Consider the following 24,273-nt stretch of genomic DNA (forward strand, 5'->3'; position numbering starts at 1 on the left):
AACAAAGAAATAGTGCACTCGTCTCCTGACACGACGCTGTCTGGGGATTTGCATGTTCGTAATGTCGGGCCGATATAGGCGCGATGCCATTTCTTGGTTATGTTGAGCAAAATTGAATCAGCAGGTTTTGCTCCGCTTATGTCCGATATTCCCGTCGAAAAACTGACCGAACCAGAAGCTGCTTCTGAACTGGAACGACTGGCGCGTGAAATTGCTCATCATGATGAGCTTTATCATGCCAATGATCGGCCAGAGATTTCGGATGCCGAATATGACGCGTTGAAGCGGCGCAACGATGCGATTGAAGCGCGTTTTCCGCATCTGGTACGAGCAGACAGCCCGTCCTTACGGGTCGGCACTGCGCCGATTTCCAAATTTGCGCAGATTGTCCATGCGCGCCCGATGCTTTCGCTGGGCAATGCGTTTTCGGACGAGGACGTCCGCGATTTCGTGGGCAGTGTCTATCGCTTCCTGGGGCATCTACCGGATAATTCCATCGCCTTTACCGCTGAACCGAAGATCGACGGACTCTCCATGTCGATCCGTTATGAGAACGGAATTCTGGTTAGCGGTGCGACGCGCGGGGACGGTACGACCGGTGAGAATGTGACGGCGAATATCCGCACTATCGCCGAAATTCCGAACAGACTTCCGGCTGGAGCGCCTTCTGTGGTTGAAGTGCGCGGCGAAGTCTATATGGCCAAGAGCGACTTCCTCGCGCTCAACGAGCAGATGGCGGCCGAAGGCAAGCAGACTTATGTGAACCCGCGCAACACGGCAGCAGGTTCGCTCCGCCAGCTCGACGCCAAGGTGACGGCGAGCCGCAAACTGAAATTCTTTGCCTATGCCTGGGGTGAAATGTCGGACATGCCTGCCGATACGCAGCATGGCATGGTTGAGATTTTCCGTGAATGGGGGTTCCCCGTCAATCCGTTGACGAAGCGACTTCACGGTGCAGACGAATTGCTCGCGCATTACCGTGCCATCGGTCTTGAGCGCGCCGAACTCGATTATGACATTGATGGTGTCGTTTATAAGGTTGATCGGCTCGATCTGCAGACACGGCTTGGTTTCCGCTCGCGCAGCCCGCGATGGGCAATTGCGCATAAGTTTCCGGCAGAACAGGCTTTTACAAAGCTTCTGAAAATCGACATTCAGGTCGGACGTACCGGTGCGTTGACGCCGGTAGCGCGACTGGAGCCGATCACTGTTGGTGGGGTGGTCGTCACGAATGCGACGCTGCACAACGAGGACTACATCAAGGGTATCGGCCTTAAGGGTGAGCGTATTCGCGCGGATGAGCATGACATTCGCGTTGGCGATACGGTCATCGTGCAGCGTGCAGGCGATGTCATCCCCCAGATTGTCGATGTTGTGCTGGAGAAGCGCCCGGATGATGCTGTGCCTTTCCATTTCCCCCATGAATGCCCGGTCTGTGGCAGCCATGCCGTGCGCGAAGAGGGCGAGGCGGTTTATCGCTGCACCGGCGGTCTGACCTGCGCTGCACAGGCAGTTGAGCGCATTCGCCATTTCGTATCGCGCAATGCGTTCGATATTGAAGGTCTTGGTGAAAAACAGGTCGAGTTCTTTTTCCATGCCGAAGATGACAGCCTGAAGATCAAATCGCCTGCCGATATCTTCACGCTGCAAAAACGACAGGCCGAATCGCCTCTGAAGAAACTCGAGAACATCGAAGGCTTCGGCGTGACTTCCGTGAAGAAGCTTTACGATGCGATCAATGACCGGCGCGAGATTGCCCTGCATCGCTTTCTGTTTGGCCTGGGTATCCGTCATGTTGGCGAGGTGAATGCCAAGCGTTTTGCGCGCGCCTATCTATCTTACGCGGCGTTTGAAAAAGCTGCGCTGGAGGCTGTGCCGCCGAAAGAAGGCGACCGTACCGACAAGGGCAATGAAGCCTGGCAGGAGCTGATTGCGGTTGAAGGCATCGGTTCCATCGTTGCCGAAGCGGTCGTGGATTTCTATGCGGAGCCGCATAACGTGCAAGTACTGGCAGCTCTTCTTGCCGAAGTAACACCGCTCGATGAGGAGGCACGTGTTGCCACCGGTTCGCCGGTCGAGGGCAAGACGGTCGTATTTACCGGCAGTCTGGAACGTATGTCGCGCGATGAGGCAAAGGCCATGGCCGAGCGCTATGGGGCAAAGACAGCCGGGTCGGTATCGAAGAAGACCGATCTCGTGGTGGCCGGACCGGGAGCCGGTTCCAAACTCGCCAAGGCATCCGAGTTAGGCATCGAAGTCATCGATGAAGACGCCTGGTTCACATTGGTCGGAGAAGAATAATGGCCCCGTTCAGCGGATTTGGTGAGAAAGCGATCCCGTTTCTGAAAGCTCTGGATTTTCACCAGAATCGCGAATGGTTCGTTGAGAACAAAGATCTTTTCGAACAGCAATTGAAGGAGCCGCTTGGCGATCTTGTGGACGAACTGACTGGTCGTTTCGAAAAGGCCGGTCTGCCGTTCAAGGGCGACCGGGTGAAATCGCAGTTCCGTATCAAACGCGATACGCGGTTTTCCAAGGACAAGGCACCCTATAACCGCCACCTGTCTGCACTGTTGTCGCAATCTGGCACGAAATGGGATGAGAGCGGGTGCTTCTATGTCTGCATCGGCCTGCCGGGTGTCCGCGATTGCTACGCTTGTGTTGCGTGGTGGGGGCCGAAAAAAGAACTGCTTCTGGCCATACGCACTTCTATTGCCGAGAAGCCGGAAGAATTTCGCGCCATGGTCGCGAAACTCAAGAAAAACGGTTTGAAAATCAGTGATTATGACCGGCTGAAACGCACGCCACGTGGTTTCGAGGCCGTGACCGATGATGATCTGCTGGAAGCAATTCGCAATCGGCATTTTTCTGTGCGAATCGAAATCGATCCTGAAACGATTACCCGTGCCGATCTGGCAGATCGTCTTGTCGACTTTACCGAACGGGCTCGCCCGCTTGTGGACTGGATGCACAAAATCGAAAAGACCGTTCCGCAACAATCATGATCGTTCATGAATACATCAGCAGGATTTATGAGTGATGCGCAAATGCGGCATCGCTGTTTAATAGTATGATTTTTTGGGAAATCATATTCCAACAGGCCGTAGAATTTCCTAGTTACTCTTCATTCGGAGGAGTGAATATTCGTGGATCAGACTTTTCGGCCCGTAAGGGCTTCAGCGCGCGCCGATATTATTGACGGTGTCCGGCGCGGGCTTCCGCTTGTCGTTGCCGGGGCACCTTTTGGCCTGCTGTTCGGCGCGCTTGCAGTCGATAACGGATTGTCGCTCGCCGAAGCGGTATTCATGAGCTCCATCATCTATGCCGGTGCCAGCCAGATGGTCGGACTTGATCTTTTCGGGCAGAATATCGCGCCGTGGATGATCGTCATGTCGATCTTCGCCGTCAATTTCCGGCATGTCCTTTACTCGGCGACCACGGGCCGGCGTATCCGTCACTTCAAGCTTTGGCAGAAGGCGCTCGCCTTTTTCGTTCTGGTGGACATCCAGTATGCGGAAGTGGAACAGCGGGCGGAAGCCGGAAAGCCGGTCACCTTCGTCTGGTATATGGCCATCGGGCTCACATTCTATTTGACCTGGGTTCTCGAAGCGCTGATCGGTGGGCTGTTCGGCAATCTGATCACAAACCCCTATGCCTTCGGCATCGATTTTCTGTTGCCGATCTATTTTCTTGGCATGGTGATGAGCTTCCGCCATCGGCAGAACTGGCTGCCGGTCGTCATCGTCAGTGCGATTTCAGCAGTGGCCGCCTACAAGCTCGTAGGGTCTCCCTGGCACGTGTCACTGGGCGCACTCGGCGGCATTGTGCTTGCGGCGATTATTGCCAAGCCACGCGAAGGGGAGGCGTAAATGTCCACTACGATCTGGATCATTCTTGCAGGCGCGCTCTGCACTTACCTCACCCGTATTGGCGGGCATCTGGTCCTATCCAGGTTCAGCCGGGTGCATTATCGGGTGGAAGCGGCGCTCAACGCCGTGCCTGCGGCCGTTTTGACGGCCATTGTGGCCGCACCTGCTTCGGATCACGGCTGGCGCGAACTGCTCGTGCTTGCGGTCTGTATCGTGCTTTCGCTGCGGCTCAGCATGATGACCATGTTCTTTGCAGGCGTAGCGCTTTTGATCGCGCTACGCCATTTCACCGTGTGAATGCATTATCAAAGCGGCGCGGTTGCCGCTTCGAGCCATTTGCGTTCAGTGTCCTTGAGATGGCCTGACAGTTTCTCGCACACGCTGGCATGGTAGCTGTTCAGCCAGTCGATTTCCTCCTGCGTGAAAAGTGACTTGTCGATCAGGCGTCGGTCGATAGGACAGAAAGTCAGTGTTTCGAAACCCATCATCGGAAGGTCGCCGCCTTCGGGCACTTCCGGTTCTGTGACGATAATGAGGTTCTCGATGCGAATGCCGAACGAATCGGGTTTGTAATAGCCCGGTTCGTTGGAAAGGATCATGCCCGGCAATAGTTCCTGCGCGCCCTTTTTCGAAATGCTCTGCGGGCCTTCGTGCACCGACAGATAAGAGCCGACGCCGTGGCCGGTTCCGTGCGCATAGTCGAAACCATGCTTCCATAGTGCGATACGCGCCAGAACGTCGATATCCTGCCCGCGTGTGCCTTTCGGGAAGCGGGCAGTCGTGATCGCAATCACACCTTTCAATACGAGCGTGAAAGCCCTGATCGTCTCTGGCGTTACCTTGCCGATGGGGACGGTGCGTGTGATGTCGGTGGTGCCGTCGCGATATTGTGCGCCGGAATCGACCAGATAAAGCTCGCCGTCTTCAAGCGTTCGGTTGGTATCCGTATTGACGCGATAATGGATAATTGCGCCATTTGGGCCTGCCCCCGAGATCGTATCAAAAGATATGTCTTCCAGCGGCATCTGGAAGTCGCGCCCGGCATTGGCACGCGATTCTTCCAGCTTCTGCGCTGCGCTGATTTCATCGATTGTGCCGGGCTTCTGGGCGTCGATCCATGAGAGGAAATTGACCATCGCCACGCCGTCGCGCTCATGGGCAGAGCGCGAGCCGTCAAGCTCGGCCTTGTTCTTGATTGCGCGTGGAATACGGGCAGGGTCTTTGCCTTCGATCACGCTGCCGCCTGCGCTGGTGACAATGAGGCGAAGTTTTTCGGCCGCGAGAATCGGGTCGAGAAGAATAGCTTCGCCCTTGGCTGCGCGAGCGCTGAGATGCCCTTCCAGATCGGCAGGCGCCGAGAGCTTGGCAAGCTGGGTCAGATAGGCACGCGGTTCGATGGAGAGCTTGCGCTCATCGATGAAAAGCTCTGGCTCACCCTTTGCAGGAATGATGGCAAAGCTCAGCGGAAGCGGCGTGTTGGATACGTCCTTGCCGCGGATATTGAACACCCATGCGACTGAAGACGGGTCGGTCAGGACAGTCGCGCTGGCACCGCTTGCCGCAACTGCTGCCTGCATTTCCTTGATCTTGTCTTCTGCTTCATGGCCTGAGAAGCGAGCTGGCTGGATCGTGATTTCTGCCGTCGGCACTTCAGGTTGGTCGTCCCAAACAGAATCGACAAGATTGATTTCCACGGGAATGAGCTGCCCACCGTGGTTTTCGAGCGCATCGCGTAAGCTGCGGGCCTCCGAAATGGTATGGAGCCAAGGATCGAAGCCGATATTCAGGCTCTTGCCGTTTTCCGCCAGCCAGGAAGCGGGAGGATTTGTGACAAGGCTTTCATAGGAAAAGATCTTTGGATCGGTTTGGGCGCGGACCTGTAGCTCATAACGTCCATCAACGAAGATGTAGGCACTATTCTTGAGGATGAGCGCGGCACCGGCCGATCCGGTGAACCCGGTCAGCCAGGCGAGACGTTGTGCATGGGGCGGAACATATTCGCCCTGATGTTCGTCCGCCCTGGGAACCAGAAAGCCATCGAGGCCAAGTTCAGCCATCTTCGCACGTAATTTTGCAACGCGTGGGCCGCCGTTGGCTGGATTTGTGGTGACGTCGAAATTCTGAAAAGCCATAGGTGTAACTCGCTCAAAACAGGAATATGCCGTGATCTATACGGCCTGTTATTTCAGATGAATTGCCACCCAGCCTTCGCGATGCAACGTCTTTTGATGGGTGAGTCCCTGTGCCTGATAGGCAGCGAGCACCGCATCATGCTGACTGTCAAGTATTCCCGAAAGAATGATGGAACCACCGGATGCCAAATGCTCTTTGAGGGAAGGCGCTAGCTCGATAAGCGGATTGGCGAGAATGTTGGCGACGATCAGGTCGAATGGCGAATAGGAACGGAAGATCGAGTGGCCGAAACCTTCTGCCGTTGCTGTGACGATATGTTCTGCCACACCGTTTTTGGCGGCATTCTCGGCAGCCACCGTGACGGCAATGGGATCAATATCCGTGGCCAATACCGGAATCGGGGCAAGCTTGGCGATGGCGATGGCAAGAACTGCGCTGCCAGTGCCAAGGTCGAGCGCATTGGTCGGGTGTTCGCCGGTGACGGTTTCCTCGATCAGTTCGAGGCAGCCCGCTGTCGTACCGTGATGGCCGGTACCGAAAGCAAGACCGGCATCGATTTCAATGGGGATGTCGCCCGCTTCAATCTTGTCGCGGTCGTGTGAGCCGTGGACGAAGAAATGTCCGGCTCTCACTGGTTTCAGCCCTTCCAGCGAATGTGTGACCCAGTCGATGTCAGGCAGTTCCTCAACTGCGAAAATATTTGGCCCCACCAGAACATCGATTCGTCTGGCGACATCTTCGGCATCGTCTTCGACATAAACCGACACCTCGAAAATCTGCCGATCTTCATCGATCTCGGTGATAGCGATGGGGAAGCCGTCTTCCTCGAAAGCCTGTTCGAGAATGTTGTAGACGCGCTCGGCTTCCGCCTTATCCGCCGAAAAGAAAAGTCGTGACTGGGCCATGAAGTAAAAAGCTCTCTGCTGGAAATGCTTCGGAGCCTTTACTTAGCCGTTTGCAGCGGCTTTGGCCAGATTCTTCAACTTTTCCAGAGCCGTATCCGGGTTTTCCTGATAGGCGATGGTGCTGCGGAAGCGACCGCCCTTGTCGAGCAGAAATACCGATGCCGTATGATCCATCGTATATTCGCCGTCTTCGCCCGGAACCTTCTTGGCATAGACGTGGTAGGACTTGACCATATCAGCAATATTCTGCGGCGTGCCGGTGACGCCGATGATGCGATCGGAAACATTGCTCACATAGGTCTTCATGACTTCCTGCGTATCGCGTTCCGGGTCGACGGTGATGAAATAAGCCTTGATGTCACTGGCTTCCGGTCCAAGCTGCTTCAGCCAGCCATCAAGCTCATAGAGCGTGGTCGGGCAGACGTCCGGGCAATGGGTGAAACCGAAGAAGATGGCTGCGGGCGCAGCGCGCAGGTCCTTTTCGGTGAAAGGTGTGCCGTCCATGGTCACGAGGTTGAGCGGACCGCCGAAGGGTTCTTTCGCCGCCTGCTTATCGCGGAAAAGGTTGAGACCTGCAGCGCCGACTATGACGACGATAAAGGCGATGATGAAGATGGGCAGAAATTTTTTCATGTCCAGTCAGCCTTGAATTTCCGAACGCGCCTTTGCTGCGCTGCTCGACAACCTATCTTTTCTTTATGCGCTGCAGAACTGTCGATATAGCCGCATTCTGCCATCATGAAGAGTACTCTAACTATTTGTTTTGACGCACATCTTATCCGGAAACTGTTTCACGGTTTTCGGAATGCGCCTTAATGTACGGCCATTTATTCAATTTTCAATAATTTCTGAAACTTTTGACTATTTGTCGCTGGTCGCCTGGTGGATAACCATGCCTTGCAGAAACTGCAAGTTCATTGCGGTTTGCGGGCGACCAAAGTTGAACGAGTTCTCCATTCTTTCATTTTGCAAGCTCGACTGAACTGATATATTTCCATCATAAAACTGCAATTTATTGTGAGATTTATAGTGGACGTCGATTACGTAATCGCATGGGTCGATGGGCAGGACCCTGCGCATATGGCTGCCAGAAAAAAATTCGCACCGGATTCCGATCGTACACATTTTGAGGCTGTAACGAGCGAACGTTATCTCGATAATGGCGAGATTTACTACAACATCGCTTCCGTCATCAAATTTGCGCCGTTCATCAAACGCATTTTCATTATCACTGATCACCAGAAGCCCCGCTTTCTTGATGCCTTCAAAAATGAGGGAAAATGCGATTCTTCCTTTATCCAGATCGTATCGCATGATGACATTTTTGAAGGCTTGCCGGCTGCCCGCCCGTCGTTCAACGCTCGGACCATCGAAGGTGCGATGTGGCGGATACCCGGATTGTCGGAGCATTTCATTTATTCCAACGACGATTTCTTCGTGAATGCTCCACTGACGGTATCCGATCTTTTTGAGAACGAAGGTCCTGTCCTGCACGGCGATTGGGTGCGGCCTGAGAATACTCGCTGGAAATACAAGCTGCGTCGTTTGCTCGGGAAGATATCGCGGTACGAGTACACGTTCCCGAAATTCCGGCTGGCCCAATGGAAAGGCGCTGCTGCTGCTGGCATGAAGGACCGCTTCATGTCGATCCATCATCACCCGCATCCGCTGCGACGCAGTACGCTGGCGGCTTTCTTCGCCGAGAAACCCGATGTTCTGAATAAGCAGGTCAGTTTCCGGTATCGTGATATCGAGCAGTTCAACACGGTTGCTCTCGCCAATCATCTCGAGATTTTACGGCACAAAGCCTCCGTTCGCCCGGCAAGAGAACTGGCTTATCTGGATTTTGTTCAGGAGAAGCGTTGGGCGGAAGAACTGCAAGCAATCGAAGCGGGATCAGCGCCCTTCGGCTGTGTGCAGGGGTTTGAGCGTTTCGATCCCGCGTTCCGTGCCCAAATTCACCAGACACTCATTGCAAAGTTTGACGATGTTCTGCCGAATGTTATCAAGGATTATCTTTCCGGCGAGGAAGATGGTTCGCAGGAAGCGGCTTAGGCAGTTCGTTCCAGAGCTGACTGTGCTGCAGGAAAGCTTGGGGTGAATTTGCAATGACGTCGTCCGGTGATCTTCGTTTCCAGAACAGCGAACCGCGCATTCATTCCACGGCTCAGTTGAAATCCGTCAAGCTGGGGCGGTATGCCGACATTGGTGAGCGCGTGATTCTTCGTGACGTCACAGTCGGTGACTTCACCTATTTCGAGCGTAACGGTGAGGGGATCTACGCCGAAATCGGCAAGTTCTGTTCCATTGCCGCGAATGTCCGCATCAACGCGCTCGAACATCCGATGGAACGGCTGACGACGCATAAGGTCAGCTATCGGCCGAATGAGTATTTTCGCTATCTAGGCGTTGATGGAGAGTTCCGGGCAAGGCGTCAGGAACAGCGTGTGGTCATCGGCAACGATGTATGGATCGGCCATGGTGCGGTCATCACACCGGGCGTTCAGATCGCTCATGGTGCTGTGATTGGCGCGAATGCGGTCGTAACGAAGGACGTGCCACCTTATCACGTGGTCGGCGGCGTTCCCGCTCGCTTTATCCGGAAGCGCTTCGATAATGCGATCATTGATCGACTGTTGGAGCTCGCATGGTGGAATTGGTCGGTAGAAAAGCTCTATGAAGCGGTTCCCGATATTCAGACGCTGGAAATCGAAGCATTTCTTGAAAAGTGGAGCGGCTAAAGCGCATCCCGAAAAGTGTGAAGCGGTTTTCGGACAGGATGCGCATGCTAAATCTGGCTCTTGCAAAGCCGTAATTGGTTGCCCACCTTCGCATAACAACAGTTCTGGAGGCTGGAAGATATGGTTGGACTGAAGCGCTTTGCCGGTTGTTTGCTTGCTCCCATGCTGATCGTTGCTGCTTCGGCAGCCGCTGCCGAAGAAGTCGGCAAGGTTGGCGTCGACTGGCTTGGAAACGATATCGTCATCGATGCGGTCCAGGACCCGAAAGTGCAGGGCGTAACCTGTCATCTGGCGTCGTTCTCGCGCGGCATGATCGACCGGCTGCAAAAAGGCAACTGGTTCGAGGACCCGTCCAATGCTTCCATCTCATGCGAACAGACAGGGCCGATCACAATCGCTGATATCAATCTCGGCAAGGGTGGAGAACGGGTTTTCTCCGAGCGTACCAGTCTGATCTGGAAGAAGCTTGTCATCACCCGCATTTATGACAAGACAAATAATACGTTGCTTTATCTTGCTCATGCGACACAGGTTCAGGACGGTTCAGCGAAGACTTCGCTTTCAACCGTGCCGCTCTATAAGGGCGATGTTACGTGGGCGAAGGGCAAGCCGGAATAATCCGGCTGCCTGATGTTTGGTTGAAAATGTGGGAATTAGATCGGCTGGACGAAACTATCGAGAACACGTTTCTGTCCTGCTTTATCGAAATCGATTGTCAGCTTGTTGCCGTCGATGGCGGAGATTTTGCCATTGCCGAACTTCAGATGGAACACACGGTCGCCGGGCTTGAAGGCCGATGGTTTGTCGGCCACTGATTTCGCTACCAGTTCACCGTCAATCGTGCGTCCCTTCACGGAACCTCGCCCGGCTCCGAAACCTGAATCGGTCTCGCCATAGCCGATGCGTTCAACGCGGCTACCGGAGCGCGAGCCCCAGTTGTTGCGCGTGGCGTCGGAACGGTTCTGCTGCGCACGCTGCCAGCCGGGCGTCGAATAAGAGTTCTGGAACGGGTCAGCCTTGTCAAAGCGAGACTGTCCATAGCCGCCGCCATAACCACCGTAATTGCCTTCCAGTTCAGCCACTTCCACATGGGCTTCCGGCAGTTCTTCCAGAAAACGGGACGGAATGGTCGATTGCCACATGCCGTGGATGCGCCGGTTGGAAACGAACCAGATATGCAGGTTTTTTTTGGCACGTGTCACGCCGACATAGGCGAGGCGGCGTTCTTCCTCAAGGCCGGAACGTCCGCCTTCATCGAGTGCGCGCTGGTGCGGAAACAGACCTTCTTCCCAGCCAGGCAGGAAGACGGTTTCAAATTCCAGACCTTTGGCTGAATGCAGCGTCATGATATTGACGGCATCCATATCTTCGTTCTTCTCGGCATCCATGACGAGCGCGACGTGCTCGAGGAATCCACGCAGGCTTTCATATTCCTCCATGGAACGGATCAGTTCCTTGAGGTTTTCAAGTCGGCCCGGTGCTTCCGCCGATTTGTCGTTCTGCCACATGGCCGTATAGCCGGATTCATCCAGAATGGTTTCGGCCAGTTCCGTATGCGGCGTGTTGTCGATCAAGGACTGCCAGCGCAGGAAATTCTCGACCACTTCGCGCAGGGCGGAGCGTGGCTTCGGCTTCAGTTCTTCCGTTTCGATGAGATCGCAGGCAGCGGCGAACATGGAAATGTCGCGTGCGCGCGCATAATCGTGGATTTGCCGGATAGCCGCTTCACCCAGACCACGCTTTGGCGTGTTGATGATGCGCTCCAGTGCCAGATCGTCTGCCGGTTGTGCGACGACGCGCAGATATGCCATCGCATCGCGGATTTCGAGGCGCTCATAGAAACGCGGTCCGCCGATGACACGGTAGTTAAGGCCGAGCGTGACAAAGCGATCTTCGAACTCGCGCATCTGGAAGGAGGCACGGACGAGGATCGCCATGTTGTTGAGGAGGTGCCCCTGACGCTGGGCCTGTTCGATGGCCTCGCCAACAGCACGGGCTTCCTCTTCTGAATCCCATGCGGCGTGGATTTTGACTTTCGGATCGTCGGGATTTGGCGCTTCTGTGAAAAGCGTCTTGCCGAGGCGACCTTCATTATGTGCGATCAAATGGGCTGCGGTACCCAGAATATGTGCGGTCGAGCGGTAGTTGCGCTCAAGCTTAATCACGACTGCGCCTGGAAAATCCTTATCGAAGCGTAAAATGTTGTCCACCTCGGCTCCGCGCCAGCCATAGATCGACTGGTCGTCATCACCAACGCAACACAAGTTCACTTTGTTTTCGCTCACGCTGTCGCCGCTGCGCGGCTCGCTCCGCGGGGGCGCGCCATCAGGCGCGACGCCCGGTCGGGCTTGCCGACCTTCGGTCGGATAGGGCGCTGGTGCGGTCGTTCGTGATTTTGGTCGCTGTGCCAGTAGGCGCAGCCAGAGATATTGGGCTGTGTTGGTATCCTGATATTCGTCCACGAGAATGTAGCGGAACTTGGCGTGATATTCGCGCAGGATATCGGGATGATTGCGGAAGATGCGGATCGGATGCAGCAGAAGATCGCCGAAGTCGCAAGCATTCAGCGTGCGCAGGCGCTCCTGATAGGCCTGATAGAGCTCGCGACCTTTGCCGTTGCCAAACGAGCGTGCGTCGCCTTCCGGAATGTCGGAGGGGCCAAAGCCCTTGTTCTTCCAGCCGTCGATCATATTGGCGAAGGTGCGGGCGGGCCAGCGCTTGTCATCCAGACCTTCCGCCTGAATGAGTTGCTTGATCAGCCGGATCACATCGTCCGTATCAAGGATGGTGAAATCGGATGTGAGATTGACCAGTTCCGCATGGCGGCGCAGCAATTTCACGCCGATGGAGTGGAACGTGCCGAGCCACGGCATACCTTCCACTGCGCCGCCGACCAGATGGCCGATACGCTCTTTCATTTCGCGCGCGGCCTTGTTCGTAAACGTTACAGCGAGAATCTGGCTTGGATAGGCAAGGCCAGTGGTGATGATGTGGGCGATGCGGGTAGTCAGAACGCGGGTCTTGCCGGTGCCAGCGCCCGCAAGCACCAGAACGGGGCCCTCGGTGGTCAGGACGGCCTGACGCTGTTCGGGATTCAGCCCTTTCAGATAATCGGGCTCGTCACGCTGCTGGTTGCGTGCCGCCATGGCACGTGCGGCAATGCTTCCGGGAGCAGGTGCGCGGCCTGCCGGAGCTTCGTCATCGCCGAAAAACGGCATATCGTCGGGAAAGTCAGACATTTGACCCGAATGTAATGATTCGTGGCTGAAAGACCAGCGAAAGGGTTAAAATATTCGACTACTCTAATTGAGTGACGCGACGATCCGTAAAGTTCAGGCGATGCGAGGCCAGTGCCTCCACAAGACCGCGCAGTTCCGGTTCGCGCTGTAGGAGATCGTCGAGTTCCGTCATCTGGTTCATCGCAATCAGCCGCAGAATGTCGTCGCGTATAGTCCCGTCGGCTCGCCGTGGCAGGTGGGCAACCGGCTGGATCAGTTCGACTTTCTGTCCTTTGAGCCTTGCGCGAAGGCTTTTTTCGTCGGCGTTGAGCGTTTCCACGAAAGCGTAGATGCCAACGCCCTTGGCGGGCAGGGAATAGAGCGCGAGCGCTATATCCGTGACACGCGGGTCGGATTTGAGCGCGGCCTGAATTGCAGGCCCTTCATTGTCGATCCGGTCGCCGGTGCCTTCACCATCCGACCAGCTAAAAATGCCGCGCGTGATGAAGTTGTAGACTTTCTTGCCTGTGGCCAGCCAGATGCGCGACGGCAGGGAGCGGCGCGCCAGAATGCGCTTTTCCGTTGGCGTCATCAGGTCTTTTGCGAAAGCCCGCTTCTGCTTGATGAGGTGGCGGAAATCCTCATAGGCCATCAGTCGATAGAGGGCGCCACGACGACGATGAACGCTTGCAAGCTGGAAATCGATGACTGCCGCTTCGCCTTCGGGCGTCATCAGCCAGTTCTGCGGCTTGGCAAGATCGTTGTGGGTAACGCCAAGGCGGCGCATGTCGCGCAGGATACGGTGCGCGGTGCGATACCATTTCGGATCGGAGGGGCGCGCAAGATGCAGCGGTGTTCCCTCCGTCCAGGATCGATACAGTCCATCCTTGTCGGTGGCGAGGAGCTGCGGGACACCTTCAATGCCGCGCACTGTCTTGAGGCCGCGGATTTCTCGCCGGGCCAGTATCCACGCGAGCGGTCTCGACCACCAGGGAGCAGCGCTCACGACGCGACGGATGATGCGGGTATCGGGGTCGCCTGTGAAATAGCCAGCATGCGTTTCTGAAAACACGTCGCGCTTGAACACGGCGGTCTCGACAAATTCCGGTATTTGATCGCCTTTCAGAGGCACATCTATATTGGGGTTCTGAACCATAAGGCTCCCACTAGCCGCTTGCGTCCGATCAATCAAGTTTGATGGCGGATAACCCTCATTGCAATCGCGTGATCGAAAGCGCACAAGGAACACACAGATTTCGTTCAAGTCATCGGGGAAATGCAGAAAATGGCACAGGGCGACGACAACAAGCAGGCGATTGCGCAGATCATCCGACAGGAACAGGCGCTTATTTTTTCGTCGTTTGACGAGAACGAAGCATTTGCACTCGGTCATCGTATTCGCGACATCGCCGTGAAGGAAAAGCTCGGCATCGCCATCGAAATCTCACTGTGGGACCGGCAGTTGTTTTATGCGACGACTGCTGGAAGCACTGTGGATAATCAGGAATGGCTACGTCGCAAGTTCAATGTCGTGCGCCGCTTTCACACCTCAACTTATCGTCTTGTTCTGGAACAGAATCGCGACGACCGCATGTTCGCTCCCCATAAGGCGTTGAATGTTGAGGACTACGCGCTGGCGGGCGGCGGATTTCCGATCCGCGTTGCCGGGGCAGGTGTGATCGGCGCCGTAATCGTATCGGGGCTGCCGCAGCGCGAAGACCATAATCTGGTTATCCGGGCCGTTGCCGAGCATCTTGGACAGGATCCTGTTGCGCTGGCATTGCTTGCCGTTTGAATATGAATTTCGGAGAATGAACGATGTCGCTTGAGAATGTTGTCGCGCTTGCACGCAATGAGAACGGTATTGCAGCAGCAGTGGGTGTTCTCAAGCAGCGTTTCGGTGAGCGTGCGCAGACCGGTCAGGCTATCCGCGAACAGCACGGCCACACGACGACCTATGTGCCGACACAGGCGCCAGACATCGTCATTTTTGCCGAGACTGCGCAGGAGGTGCAGGACGTTGTCCGCATCTGTGCCGAACATCGTGTTCCTGTCATCGCCTTTGGTGCCGGTTCATCACTCGAAGGGCAGGTCAATGCACCCGCCGGTGGTGTATCTCTTGACCTCACGCGCATGAACAGGGTGATTGCCGTGCATGCGGAAGATCTTGATTGTGTGGTGGAGCCCGGCATCACACGCCGGGAACTGAACGAGTATCTGCGCGATACCGGACTGTTCTTTCCGATCGATCCGGGTGCCAATGCCACGCTCGGTGGTATGGCTTCCACGCGTGCGTCCGGCACGAATGCGGTGCGTTATGGGACCATGCGCGAGAATGTGCTGGCGCTGAAAGCTGTGATGCCCGATGGGCGGCTGATCGAGACTTCCAAGCGTGTGAAGAAGACGGCTGCGGGTTACGATCTCACGAGGCTGCTTGTCGGAGCAGAGGGAACACTTGGCATCATTACCGAGCTGACGTTGAAACTGCAGGGAATTCCGCAGGCGATTTCCGGCGGTATCTGTCCTTTCCCGGACGTGGATTCGGCTTGCCGTACGGTGATCGAAACCATCCAGATGGGCATTCCTGTTGCGCGTATTGAGCTTGTGAACACGCTTCAGATGCAGGCGCTGATCCTCCATTCCAAACTGCCTTACGAGGCGCAGCCTTATCTGTTCGTCGAGTTCCACGGCACGGAAAGTGGCGTTGCCGAACAGGCGGAACTGTTTGGGGAAATTGCTGCAGGCAATGGTGGGGGCGATTTCCAGTGGACGCACGATGCCGAGGAGCGTGACCGGCTCTGGCGGGCGCGTCACGACGCCTATCTCGCCTCCTTCCTGCTAAGGCCCGGTTGCAAGGGCGTTTCCACCGATGTCTGCGTGCCTATTTCGCGCCTGGCCGATTGTATTGGCGAGACGGAAAAGGATCTGGCCGAAACCGGCCTGATCGCACCGATTGTCGGCCATGTGGGGGATGGAAATTTCCATCTTCTCCTGCTTCTCGACACGGATGATGTGAGCGAGATGGAGCGTGCGGAGGCTTTCATGGATCGGCTGGCCAAGCGCGCCATTGCCATGGAGGGAACCTGCACCGGCGAACATGGCATCGGGCAGGGCAAGATGAAGTATCTGGCCATGGAGCTGGGTGAAGCCACGGATTACATGCGTGCCATCAAGAACGCACTCGATCCCGATAACATCATGAACCCCGGCAAAATACTGATTTCGTGATTCAAATCAGCCGTTTGGACGGGTTTGCCAAGAGTTTGATTCAGGCAGGCGTGCATATCGATGTGGCTGCGATGCAATTTGCCTTGTTGTCGCCGGATCGATGCCGTTATGTTGCGCAGATAAAGACAGCGTGATTCACTCTTTGTTTCGCGCTAACTTGCAATCTGTTTGACCGGAGCTGGTTCTTGGGCCGCATATTCGTCATCGTCGGCGGGCTTCTCGTGTTGCTGTTGACGGCAGCACTTGTCGTGCCGCCTTTTGTTGACTGGAGCGGCTATCGTGCCGATTTCGAGCGCGAGGCGAGCCGCGTTTTGGGGCGCCCTGTCAAGGTCGCCGGTGATGTCAGCGCGCGGCTTTTGCCATTTCCCTCCGTAGCATTTTCCGATGTGCGCGTTGGTGCCGATGGGGCTCATCCGGTGATGACGGTCGATACGTTTTCGATGGATGCAGAACTGATGCCGTTTCTGCGCGGCCAGCTTCTGATTTTCGATATGCGCGTGGATCGTCCCCGCGCTACAATTTCTCTCGACAAAAGTGGCAAGGTTGATTGGGCAATTCGCCCGTCGACGCCGCTCGATCCGACGAAAATCAAGCTGGAACGGCTTTCCGTCAGCGACGGAACAATTACCCTTCGCGAAGAAGCAAGCGGTCGCAGTCATACAGCAACGGAACTCAACGCCGTGATTTCCGCAAACAGTCTTGCAGGCCCGTGGCAGGCAAACGGAAGTCTCGTTCTTCAGGGTGAAAAGCTGGCGATCGATCTTTCGAGCGGCGAGGCAAAGCCGGACGGTTCGCTGCGCGTGCGTGCACGCATTTCGCCGGATGCAATCCCAGCTACTTTCGAGACGGATGGCGATGTGACCGTCACTGACGGGCGGCTCGATTATGCCGGTGATTTTTCGCTTCGCTCTTCCGATATGGTTGCCAAAGCCGGGAAAGACCAGAAAATACCGACAGAAACGCCATTTTTCAGTGGCGTGCGCGTAAGCGGAAAGTTCAAGGCGGATCGCAGTCGCTTCGATGCCAGTGAATTCCGCATGGAGCAGGGACCGACTGACAATCCATATGTGGTGAATGGGAAGGCATTCATCGATTATGGCGACAAGCCGCGTTTCGAGGTCAGCGCCGACGGGCAGCAGTTGTTCTGGGGGCCGAATGAAGCTGTCAGCGAAGAGCAATCCGGTTCTGCGATGCCCGTCCCGGATCGCATTGCGATAGCGCGTCGGGTTCTTGAACAGCTTCCTATTCCGAGCATACCTGGCAATGTGGATCTGCGCCTGCCTGCAGTTATTGCAGGGGGCACGACGATACGTTCGGTTACAGTGAGCGCTGAGCCGGACGGAAACAATTGGAATATTCGTCAGTTCGCTGCCGATCTTCCTGGTCGGACCAAGGTCGAAGCCAAAGGGACGCTCTCCGTTGGAAAGGATTTCGGCTTTAAGGGAGACATACTCGTCGCCTCGCGCCAGCCGTCCGGCCTGGCAAGCTGGCTCAACGAGACTGTTGATGATTCCGTGCGCAAACTTGAAGGTGCGGGATTTTCCGGACACGTGGATCTTCGCGATGGGATGCAGCGGATCGATAATCTCGAAATCGCGTTGGGGCAAACGTCACTCAAAGGATCGTTTGTTCGCGAGGCAAAGGGTTTGGCCCAACCTGCACTTACGCTCGCGCTTAATGGCGGCACGGTGGAAAGCGAGGCCCTGCAAGCCTTTATCACCTTTTTCTCAGGGGGTGAGGGGCTAGGGTTTCTCGATGGCCAGTCGCTGAACTTGGCGTTCAAGGCCGGTCCCGTCCGATATCAGGACATGGAAGCCGGTAATGTCGATATGGCGCTCAGGCTGCACGACGGTCGCTTCGATTTCGACCGGCTTCTGGTCGGTGATGTTGCGGGCACCACGTTGACTGCAACAGGCACGTATGAACCTTTCGTCAATACGCCCTCCGGTTCGCTCGATGCGACGATCCTGTCCGGTGATCTTTCGCGCTTCCTTTCCCTGATGGCTAATCGGTATCCTCAGCTACCGCTGTTTCATGCGCTTTCGATGCGGGCGGCGAATTTTCCAGGGCTGTTCGAAGATAGCGAAATCAATGTCATCGCCAATGCGGTGGCGCCGTCCGTGCCGAAGGCCGACAAGGCACCCGCGAAAAGCACGGCATCCAAGGGCAAGAGCGCACGGCCTGCTGAAGTAAAGACCAAAAACGTTCCCGGTGTTGGAGAGTTTTCGTTCAGCGTCACCGGAAAAACAGGTGGTATGAAACTGGATCTTTCGGGGACAGCGAGCGGGGGTGAGGGCGAGAGCGAGCCGTTGCAGATGCAGTTGAATGGTACTGCAACGTCGGATCAAGGCGAAGCTGTGCTTGCACTGATAGGCTTGCCCACATTGCCCCTGGGGCTTGCTGGCGAGCTTACTGCCGATCTGAACATGCAGGGCGCGCCGAGTGCAGGTATGCGGACTCAGCTCAAGCTTGCGGCACCTGATGGCTCGGCCGCCGCCGATGGCGTGATTTCGCTGGTCGGCGGCGATATAGCTGCCAGCGGCAAGGCACAGTTGAAGTCTGCCGATCTGCAACCGTTCATCGCGACAGCCGGTTTCGCGTTGCCTGGTTTCGGCGAAGGACTTTCGGCGGATCTGACCAGCGATTTCCAGTTTGCAAAGGGTATTTTACGTTTTCCCAATCTGGCCGGAAAGCTGGATGGAGAAGATGTTTCAGCGCGACTGGAGGCCAATTTTGCCGATAGTGGCTTGCCACAGTTGAAGGGTGAAGCAAAGCTTGCCACGCTCGAGGTCGATAGCCTTGCAGCAATCATGCTGGGGCAGGATGCATTCGAGCCGGCAAAACCCACCGCAAAGACCATCTGGCCACGCGGTGCATTCGCGGTTCGACCTTCATTACCACTGCTGCTGGATATGAAACTCAACGTGGCCCGGGCTCATATGGATGGGTTCGGAACTGCCACGGAGTTTTCCACACGGCTCCAGAAGACCATGGACGGTCTTCAGTTGAACGAGTTGACCGGTAATTGGGCGGGCGGGTATCTCGTCGGCAATGTTTCTCTGAGCAACAGCGACAAAAACGCTCTCCTCTCGACAGAGATCAAGTGGAGTGGCGCGAACCTCAAGGATTTCTATCGTCTGGAGGATGGTGCTGCTCCGCTGGGTGGCGTGGTGAAAGCTGCCGTGAATTTGAACGGCAGTGGCGAGAGCGTTGCAGCGTTGATCGGTTCGCTTGCGGGAACGGCAAGTTTTGACGTGGAGAATTTTACCGTTAACGGTCTGGACGGAGCGGCATTACCTGCAATGATCGGAGCCGCCGATATGATGGGGGATCAGTCCTCCGGATCCGACAAGCTGGCTTCCAAGCAATTTGTCGGTATTGCCGACAAGGCTACGGGGCAAGGCGTATTCGCGCCAGGTAATGCACGGTTCGATTTTACAGTTAGTGGCGGCGTCGCACGCATGGCGGCAACCAATCTGAATGACGGAAATGCTGCGCTTCTCAGTGATTTGCAATTCGATCTGTCGACGCTTGGTATCGGCGGAAACGGCACCTTGACGTTCCGGAATAGCGACGGCGCTGACACTGGCATCGCTCCGCAGGTGGCCATTTCGCTTGGTGGCAGCTACAGCGCACCCGAGGTGAAATTCGACCGACAGCCTTTGGTTCAGTTCCTGACTCAACGTGCGCTTGAGCGCGAACAGGAACGCGTTGAATCCATGCAGGCGAGCCTCATGGAGAAACAGCGTCTTCGTCGCCAGCTTGGGCTTTTCGAAGCGGATGAAGCGGAACGGGACCGTTCGCAACGTGAGGAAGAGGCGCGACGCCGTGCTGAGGCTAGTGCGCGCGAAGTGGCTCGGAAAACCGCCGAGGAAGCTCAGCGGCTTGAAGCAGAGAAGCCACAAGAGGGACCGGCGGGCGGGTCGAAAGATCCCCTGGCATCGCCGGAGGGTGGGCAATCTTTGAACGAGTTTCTGAAGAGTCTGGAGCAGACACCAGCGGTTCCTGTGCCTCAGCCGTGAGTTACTCTGGATTTAAGCCAGTCGAGAACGTGGAGTCTGAGCGCGGACGACAGGTTGATCGATCTGTCACGCTCGCTGTCGATTTCTGCAATCAGGGCCGCAACGGAAAGCTCTCGTGTGGCCGCGATTTCTTCGATCAATTCGAAGAATGGGTCTTCAAGCGTATAGCTGGTCGCATGCCCACGAATACTGACGGAATGTTTGCGTAGCGGACCCGACACGGTTACTTTTCCTCGTCCGGCTTGTCGCTTTTTTCCAAACGGTTCTGGTCCAGAAACCGCTCCGCTTTCGTCGCTTCCGTGCGAGCGAAAGCTTTTTCAGTCTTCGTTCGACCGAATTGAATGCGGTTCTGATCAGCCTGCTTTTCTTTTTCAGTGCGGGCTTTCTGCTTCTTGAATTGCCTGAGATTGACGATGTCGCTCATGGAACCACGCGGAAATGTTGAGGGTTTTGGAAAAATTACCGCGTTTCGGCTCGGTCTCGCAAGTTCGTAATGGGCTGGTACTATTTCTGCGGGTCCTTTGGATTGGTGAACCACCAGATGGCCAAGGACACCAGGATGAGGAGTATGAGCCCCACCGTCATCTGCAGAAGAGGAAAGTTGGGTTCGTCTTTTGCCACAAAGAAAGCAGCTACGATGCCGCTTATCCACAACACTGCCTGAGCAATTGCACGAATCATTGAACTCATTCCTGAACTGGTTGCCGTCAGGACAGAGTATAAAACGTCTGTTTATTTTTCACCATTGATTGCAATCAACAGTGAGATGAACTGTCCTGTCAAACAGGACAGCATAACCAGCGGGAAATTTGGCAGATTCGTGGGGCAGAGATGGCAGGTGCAGGATTACTTCTTGCGGAAGGCATCCAGCGAAACAACATCAGCCGTAGGCTTGCCGTCCTTATCTGCACCGTCATCTGCATTGCTGTCCTTGGATGCAGCGGCTTCTTTTTCGGCAGCAGTCTTGCGTGACTTCGATTTGGGCTTTTCTGCCTTTTCGACTGGCGCATCTGTCGGGACAATTTCGATGGGGGCAACATTGCCGCCTTCGTCATTGTCGCTTTCCGGCTGTGCGACCGCGACATCGAACTCGAGTTCGAAATTTACCGAAGGGTCATAAAAGCCGCGGACTGCCGAAAAAGGAACCGTCAGCTTTTCGGGGATGTCGCCGAAGGATAGGCCAACTTCGAACAATTGGTCCGTGACAAGCATGTCCCAGAACTGATGCTGTAAAACAATAGTCATCTGCTCGGGATATTTTTCCTTCAGGCGCGAGGAAATCCGCACACCGGGCGCTCCTGTCAGGAACGTGATGAAAAAATGATGGTTACCTGGCAAGCCAGCCTTGGCCACCTCCGCAAGTACCTTGCGAATGACGCCGCGTAGGGCTTCCTGAGCGAGAATATCGTAACGGATTAGGTCCTGTACCATGGTTTGCTTATCCCACGGATTCGGAGGTCGATGTCAAGTTCGTTCTCGCAGGAACTGATGATATATGACCTGAAATTGCGACAGGCGGTATCTATGATAGAAAGATACGCAACTTTTGAGCGCAACAAATGGGCGTTACTCTATCTGCATCCGAAAGCCATCAGAAACGTGCGCACCCCATTAACGGCGCTTTTCTCGATGATTGCGTCATCTATGCCTTGGCCGGTGAGCATGTGGTAGTGCGTATCGGCATTGATCAGCGCCATGAAATGGCGTGCCGCCAGATCCGGGTCATCAATGCGCAGATGGCCGTCCATTGCAAGGCGAGCCAGACGCGCAGCTATAGCAGGGATAGCCTGTGCCGGGCCTTTCGTATTGCAGATACTGGCTGCAAGCGGCAGGTTGGTCTCGTTGGCCTGCATGATCTTGCGTAGGAACGCACCGGACGGATCGTATATGCAGTTCCGGCTCATGCGGATGGAAAAAGCCACGAGATCCTGCTCCAGATTTTCCCCAGTCTGGGGGAAGGTGGCCAGAACCGCGAACAGGCTCGCATTCATGCGTGCGAGCGCATCCTCGACGACGGCGGCAAGCAACGCTTCCTTGTCGCGATAGTGATTATAGATCGTCTGACGCGACACGCCCGCTTCGCTGGCAATGAGGTCTATGCTCGCGCCTTGAAACCCGTCGCGATTGAAAACGCGCGCCGCAGAGCACAAAATAAAGTCGCGCTTCATGCACTGTCCGGGCTTTACCGCCGCGGAATTCAGGCCCTTTTCGGATACGGCGCGCTTCTCGGGCAGGACGGCCATGTCAAATATGTCAGTAGGCTTCATAACCCCAACATAAGATAGCTTGACGTTTTGGACAATGGTGTCTAATTTGACATTAGTGTCAAAACTGTTTTGACGTTGCGTATAGAATGCTTTTCGCTACTGATTTTTCGAGTGTCGGCCATATTGAGAAACGGGTCGATATCATCAAGGTGAAAAGAAAACTGGTAGTGAATACAAATATTTACCTGTCCTGTGCCGATTTTGCGAGCCCGATGGCGCCATCCTCCCAAGCAAAACCGGAGACCCGAAATCGGTGCGGGAATCTCACGAAACATTGATGAAAGCGCGTCCCCCATGGCTTCCAGTCTTGTGCGCAATGCCATTGTTCTTGGCCTTCTTTCCGCCATTGGCCCATTTGCGATCGATATGTATCTGCCAGCTCTGCCCACCATAGCCGCCGATTTGCATGCGGAAACGGGTGCCGTGCAGATGAGTCTTCTGGCCTTTTTCATTGCTCTCGCGGTTGCACAGCTTTTCTGCGGGCCGCTGTCCGACATGGTCGGGCGTAAACTCCCGCTTTATGGCGGTCTGGTGCTGTTCGGTATCGGCAGCATCGGTTCTGCTCTGGCGACGGATATAGACGTGCTGGTGTTGTTCCGTTTCGTGCAGGGGCTAGGGGCTGCTGCAGGCATGGTTATTCCGCGCGCTGTTGTGCGCGACCTTCACACAGGTGTCGAAGCGGCGCGTCTTATGTCGCTTTTGATGCTCGTCTTCTCCATTTCACCGATCCTGGCACCGTTAACCGGCTCGATCATCATCAGCTTCTTCGGTTGGCGCGGTGTTTTCTGGGCCGTTCTGGTCGCTGCTGCGATCGGAATAGTGCTGGTTGCGACGGCGCAGAAAGAAACGCGGACGGCCGAAGCACGCCTTGAAAGTAATCTCGGTACCGCTTTGCGCGGCTACGGTCGCCTGCTGAAGGATCGTTATTTCCTCGGGCTGGTTTCCGTCGGCGGCTTTGGGATCGCTTCCTTCTTTGTCTATCTCGCTAATTCGTCGTTCGTGCTGATCGACCATTATGGGCTGACGCCGACGCAGTATGCGATGGCCTTTTCGGCCAATGCGGTGTCGTTCTTCGGTGTTTCACAACTGAATGGGTGGCTTGGATCGCGCTTCGGACTTCGTCGTGTCATGCGATTTGCGGTTTCGGGATTTGCAGCGGCAATGCTCGCCATGTTCGCAGCCGCGCTCATGGGGCATCAGTCGCTATGGCTGATCGCGGGGTTCCTGTTCGTGGGATATGGCTTCTTGGGGCTCGTCATCCCGACAACGGCGGTGCTCGCTCTCGAAGATCACGGGGAGATTGCAGGAACCGCTTCTGCGCTGATGGGGACGCTGCATTTTGTGATTGGCGGCGTGGCGATTGGTGTAACCGGTTCATTCTTTGATGGAACGGCTCTGCCGATGACCGGAGGGATTGCCGGTTGTGCGCTGACGGCCTTCGTGCTGACGCAGATCGTTCTTTCGCGCAAGGCGAGCGAACTGGATACGGAAGCTGCCGCTGCATAGGCTTTGGGAAAGGGAAAGTGGAGGCTTCTGTTGCCAGGTGCCTCCGAACCCCGCCTTAAGGGGCTAACCCTAAGGACTTTAGAGTGGGTTTCCCGCACCGCCATTAGGCAGCGAGAGCATAACCCTGAGCTTTGTTGTCATTTGCAACTACTCAATTGACCCGATAACGGTGGTATCATGCCGAGTAAAAGAGCGATCTTTACACCCTTGTCGATCCTATTTCGCCCCCGCCACAATACAAACCGCCTGATTGATCTGTATTCTGGTGGAGGCGCCGGGTACCGCCCCCGGGTCCAATAGGTTTATTACACCGTCCGTTTATCACCATAGTCAGCTTGCGCCGACACGCCGTATATAGGCGCGGTTGATCGTGATTGGAAGAGG

Annotated in this window: 21 protein-coding genes and 1 other RNA gene; 11 read left to right on the plus strand and 11 right to left on the minus strand. The window is 55.6% G+C overall.

From position 1 onward, the window contains the following. The first annotated feature begins 138 nt into the window (after positions 1–138). From ligA to FIB18_RS18435, 4 genes are all read left to right on the plus strand, one after another. Positions 139–2,301 (plus strand): NAD-dependent DNA ligase LigA, encoded by a 2,163-nt coding sequence (gene ligA / locus FIB18_RS18420; protein WP_140022087.1) that lies wholly within the window; start codon positions 139–141, stop codon positions 2,299–2,301. Continuing rightward, a complete protein-coding gene (locus tag FIB18_RS18425; RefSeq protein WP_140022088.1) occupies positions 2,301–3,005 on the plus strand; it encodes a DUF2461 domain-containing protein in 705 nt (234 codons plus the stop codon). The genes ligA and FIB18_RS18425 overlap by 1 nt, the downstream gene beginning before the upstream one ends. 141 nt (positions 3,006–3,146) lie before the next feature. Further along, on the plus strand, positions 3,147–3,869 hold the full coding sequence (locus FIB18_RS18430) for an AzlC family ABC transporter permease (RefSeq protein ID WP_140022089.1): 723 nt from the start codon (positions 3,147–3,149) through the stop codon (positions 3,867–3,869). Continuing rightward, complete coding sequence (locus FIB18_RS18435; RefSeq protein ID WP_010659742.1) at positions 3,870–4,166, plus strand: AzlD family protein; 297 nt, start codon at positions 3,870–3,872, stop codon at positions 4,164–4,166. A gap of 8 nt (positions 4,167–4,174) precedes the next feature. Here the strand turns inward: FIB18_RS18435 and FIB18_RS18440 are convergent, their stop codons facing one another. Genes FIB18_RS18440 through FIB18_RS18450 form a run of 3 tightly spaced genes read right to left on the minus strand, consistent with a single transcriptional unit; the run spans position 4,175 to position 7,540 of the window. Beyond that, positions 4,175–6,001 (minus strand): aminopeptidase P family protein, encoded by a 1,827-nt coding sequence (locus FIB18_RS18440; protein WP_140022090.1) that lies wholly within the window; start codon positions 5,999–6,001, stop codon positions 4,175–4,177. A gap of 48 nt (positions 6,002–6,049) precedes the next feature. Further along, positions 6,050–6,907, minus strand: coding sequence for a 50S ribosomal protein L11 methyltransferase (locus FIB18_RS18445; protein ID WP_140022091.1), 858 nt, complete (start codon positions 6,905–6,907; stop codon positions 6,050–6,052). Positions 6,908–6,949: 42 nt separating this feature from the next. Continuing rightward, entirely contained in the window at positions 6,950–7,540 is a 591-nt protein-coding gene (locus FIB18_RS18450) for an SCO family protein (RefSeq protein ID WP_140022092.1), read from the minus strand. 447 nt (positions 7,541–7,987) lie between these two features. On the opposite strand from FIB18_RS18450, the gene FIB18_RS18455 reads away from it, so the two are divergent. From FIB18_RS18455 to FIB18_RS18465, 3 genes are all read left to right on the plus strand, one after another. Further along, positions 7,988–8,962, plus strand: coding sequence for a hypothetical protein (locus FIB18_RS18455; protein ID WP_174977456.1), 975 nt, complete (start codon positions 7,988–7,990; stop codon positions 8,960–8,962). A gap of 53 nt (positions 8,963–9,015) precedes the next feature. Then, the gene (locus tag FIB18_RS18460; RefSeq protein WP_140022094.1) at positions 9,016–9,648 is read left to right on the plus strand and encodes a DapH/DapD/GlmU-related protein; all 633 of its coding nucleotides are present in this window, start codon (positions 9,016–9,018) and stop codon (positions 9,646–9,648) included. Positions 9,649–9,768: 120 nt separating this feature from the next. Next, positions 9,769–10,266 (plus strand): CreA family protein, encoded by a 498-nt coding sequence (locus tag FIB18_RS18465; protein WP_140022095.1) that lies wholly within the window; start codon positions 9,769–9,771, stop codon positions 10,264–10,266. A 35-nt stretch (positions 10,267–10,301) separates the two neighbouring features. Here FIB18_RS18465 and FIB18_RS18470 read toward each other — a convergent pair whose 3' ends face one another. After that, a complete protein-coding gene (locus FIB18_RS18470; RefSeq protein WP_140022096.1) occupies positions 10,302–12,887 on the minus strand; it encodes an ATP-dependent helicase in 2,586 nt (861 codons plus the stop codon). 58 nt (positions 12,888–12,945) lie between these two features. Then, complete coding sequence (locus tag FIB18_RS18475) at positions 12,946–14,022, minus strand: serine/threonine protein kinase (RefSeq protein WP_140022097.1); 1,077 nt, start codon at positions 14,020–14,022, stop codon at positions 12,946–12,948. A 129-nt stretch (positions 14,023–14,151) separates the two neighbouring features. Between FIB18_RS18475 and FIB18_RS18480 the strand changes: the two genes are divergently transcribed. From FIB18_RS18480 to FIB18_RS18490, 3 genes are all read left to right on the plus strand, one after another. After that, positions 14,152–14,661: a heme-degrading domain-containing protein gene (locus FIB18_RS18480; RefSeq protein WP_140022098.1), complete on the plus strand. Its 510-nt coding sequence runs from the start codon at positions 14,152–14,154 to the stop codon at positions 14,659–14,661. Positions 14,662–14,684: 23 nt separating this feature from the next. Further along, a complete protein-coding gene (locus FIB18_RS18485) occupies positions 14,685–16,094 on the plus strand; it encodes an FAD-binding oxidoreductase (RefSeq protein ID WP_140022099.1) in 1,410 nt (469 codons plus the stop codon). Positions 16,095–16,279: 185 nt separating this feature from the next. Further along, positions 16,280–20,116 (plus strand): AsmA family protein, encoded by a 3,837-nt coding sequence (locus tag FIB18_RS18490; protein WP_140022100.1) that lies wholly within the window; start codon positions 16,280–16,282, stop codon positions 20,114–20,116. Here FIB18_RS18490 and FIB18_RS18495 read toward each other — a convergent pair. The 5 genes from FIB18_RS18495 to FIB18_RS18510 form a co-directional block, all read right to left on the minus strand. Next, positions 20,107–20,337 carry a ribbon-helix-helix domain-containing protein gene (locus FIB18_RS18495; RefSeq protein WP_140022101.1) on the minus strand — a complete coding sequence of 77 codons (231 nt, stop codon included), beginning with the start codon at positions 20,335–20,337 and terminating at the stop codon, positions 20,107–20,109. The genes FIB18_RS18490 and FIB18_RS18495 overlap by 10 nt on opposite strands. 2 nt (positions 20,338–20,339) lie before the next feature. After that, positions 20,340–20,540, minus strand: a complete 201-nt coding sequence (locus tag FIB18_RS18500) for a DUF4169 family protein (protein ID WP_140022102.1) — start codon at positions 20,538–20,540, stop codon at positions 20,340–20,342. Between the two features lie 80 nt (positions 20,541–20,620). Beyond that, positions 20,621–20,797, minus strand: coding sequence for a hypothetical protein (locus FIB18_RS25020; protein ID WP_174977453.1), 177 nt, complete (start codon positions 20,795–20,797; stop codon positions 20,621–20,623). 165 nt (positions 20,798–20,962) lie between these two features. Further along, positions 20,963–21,547 carry an SspB family protein gene (locus tag FIB18_RS18505; protein WP_140022103.1) on the minus strand — a complete coding sequence of 195 codons (585 nt, stop codon included), beginning with the start codon at positions 21,545–21,547 and terminating at the stop codon, positions 20,963–20,965. 140 nt (positions 21,548–21,687) lie between these two features. After that, positions 21,688–22,383, minus strand: coding sequence for a TetR/AcrR family transcriptional regulator (locus FIB18_RS18510; RefSeq protein ID WP_140022104.1), 696 nt, complete (start codon positions 22,381–22,383; stop codon positions 21,688–21,690). Positions 22,384–22,677: 294 nt separating this feature from the next. Between FIB18_RS18510 and FIB18_RS18515 the strand changes: the two genes are divergently transcribed. After that, positions 22,678–23,889: a multidrug effflux MFS transporter gene (locus FIB18_RS18515; protein WP_105542220.1), complete on the plus strand. Its 1,212-nt coding sequence runs from the start codon at positions 22,678–22,680 to the stop codon at positions 23,887–23,889. Between the two features lie 16 nt (positions 23,890–23,905). On the opposite strand, the gene ssrA is transcribed toward FIB18_RS18515, so the two are convergent. Beyond that, positions 23,906–24,273: a transfer-messenger RNA gene (gene ssrA / locus FIB18_RS18520) on the minus strand.

This window comes from Brucella pecoris, assembly GCF_006376675.1.
Taxonomy (GTDB): Bacteria; Pseudomonadota; Alphaproteobacteria; order Rhizobiales; family Rhizobiaceae; genus Brucella; species Brucella pecoris.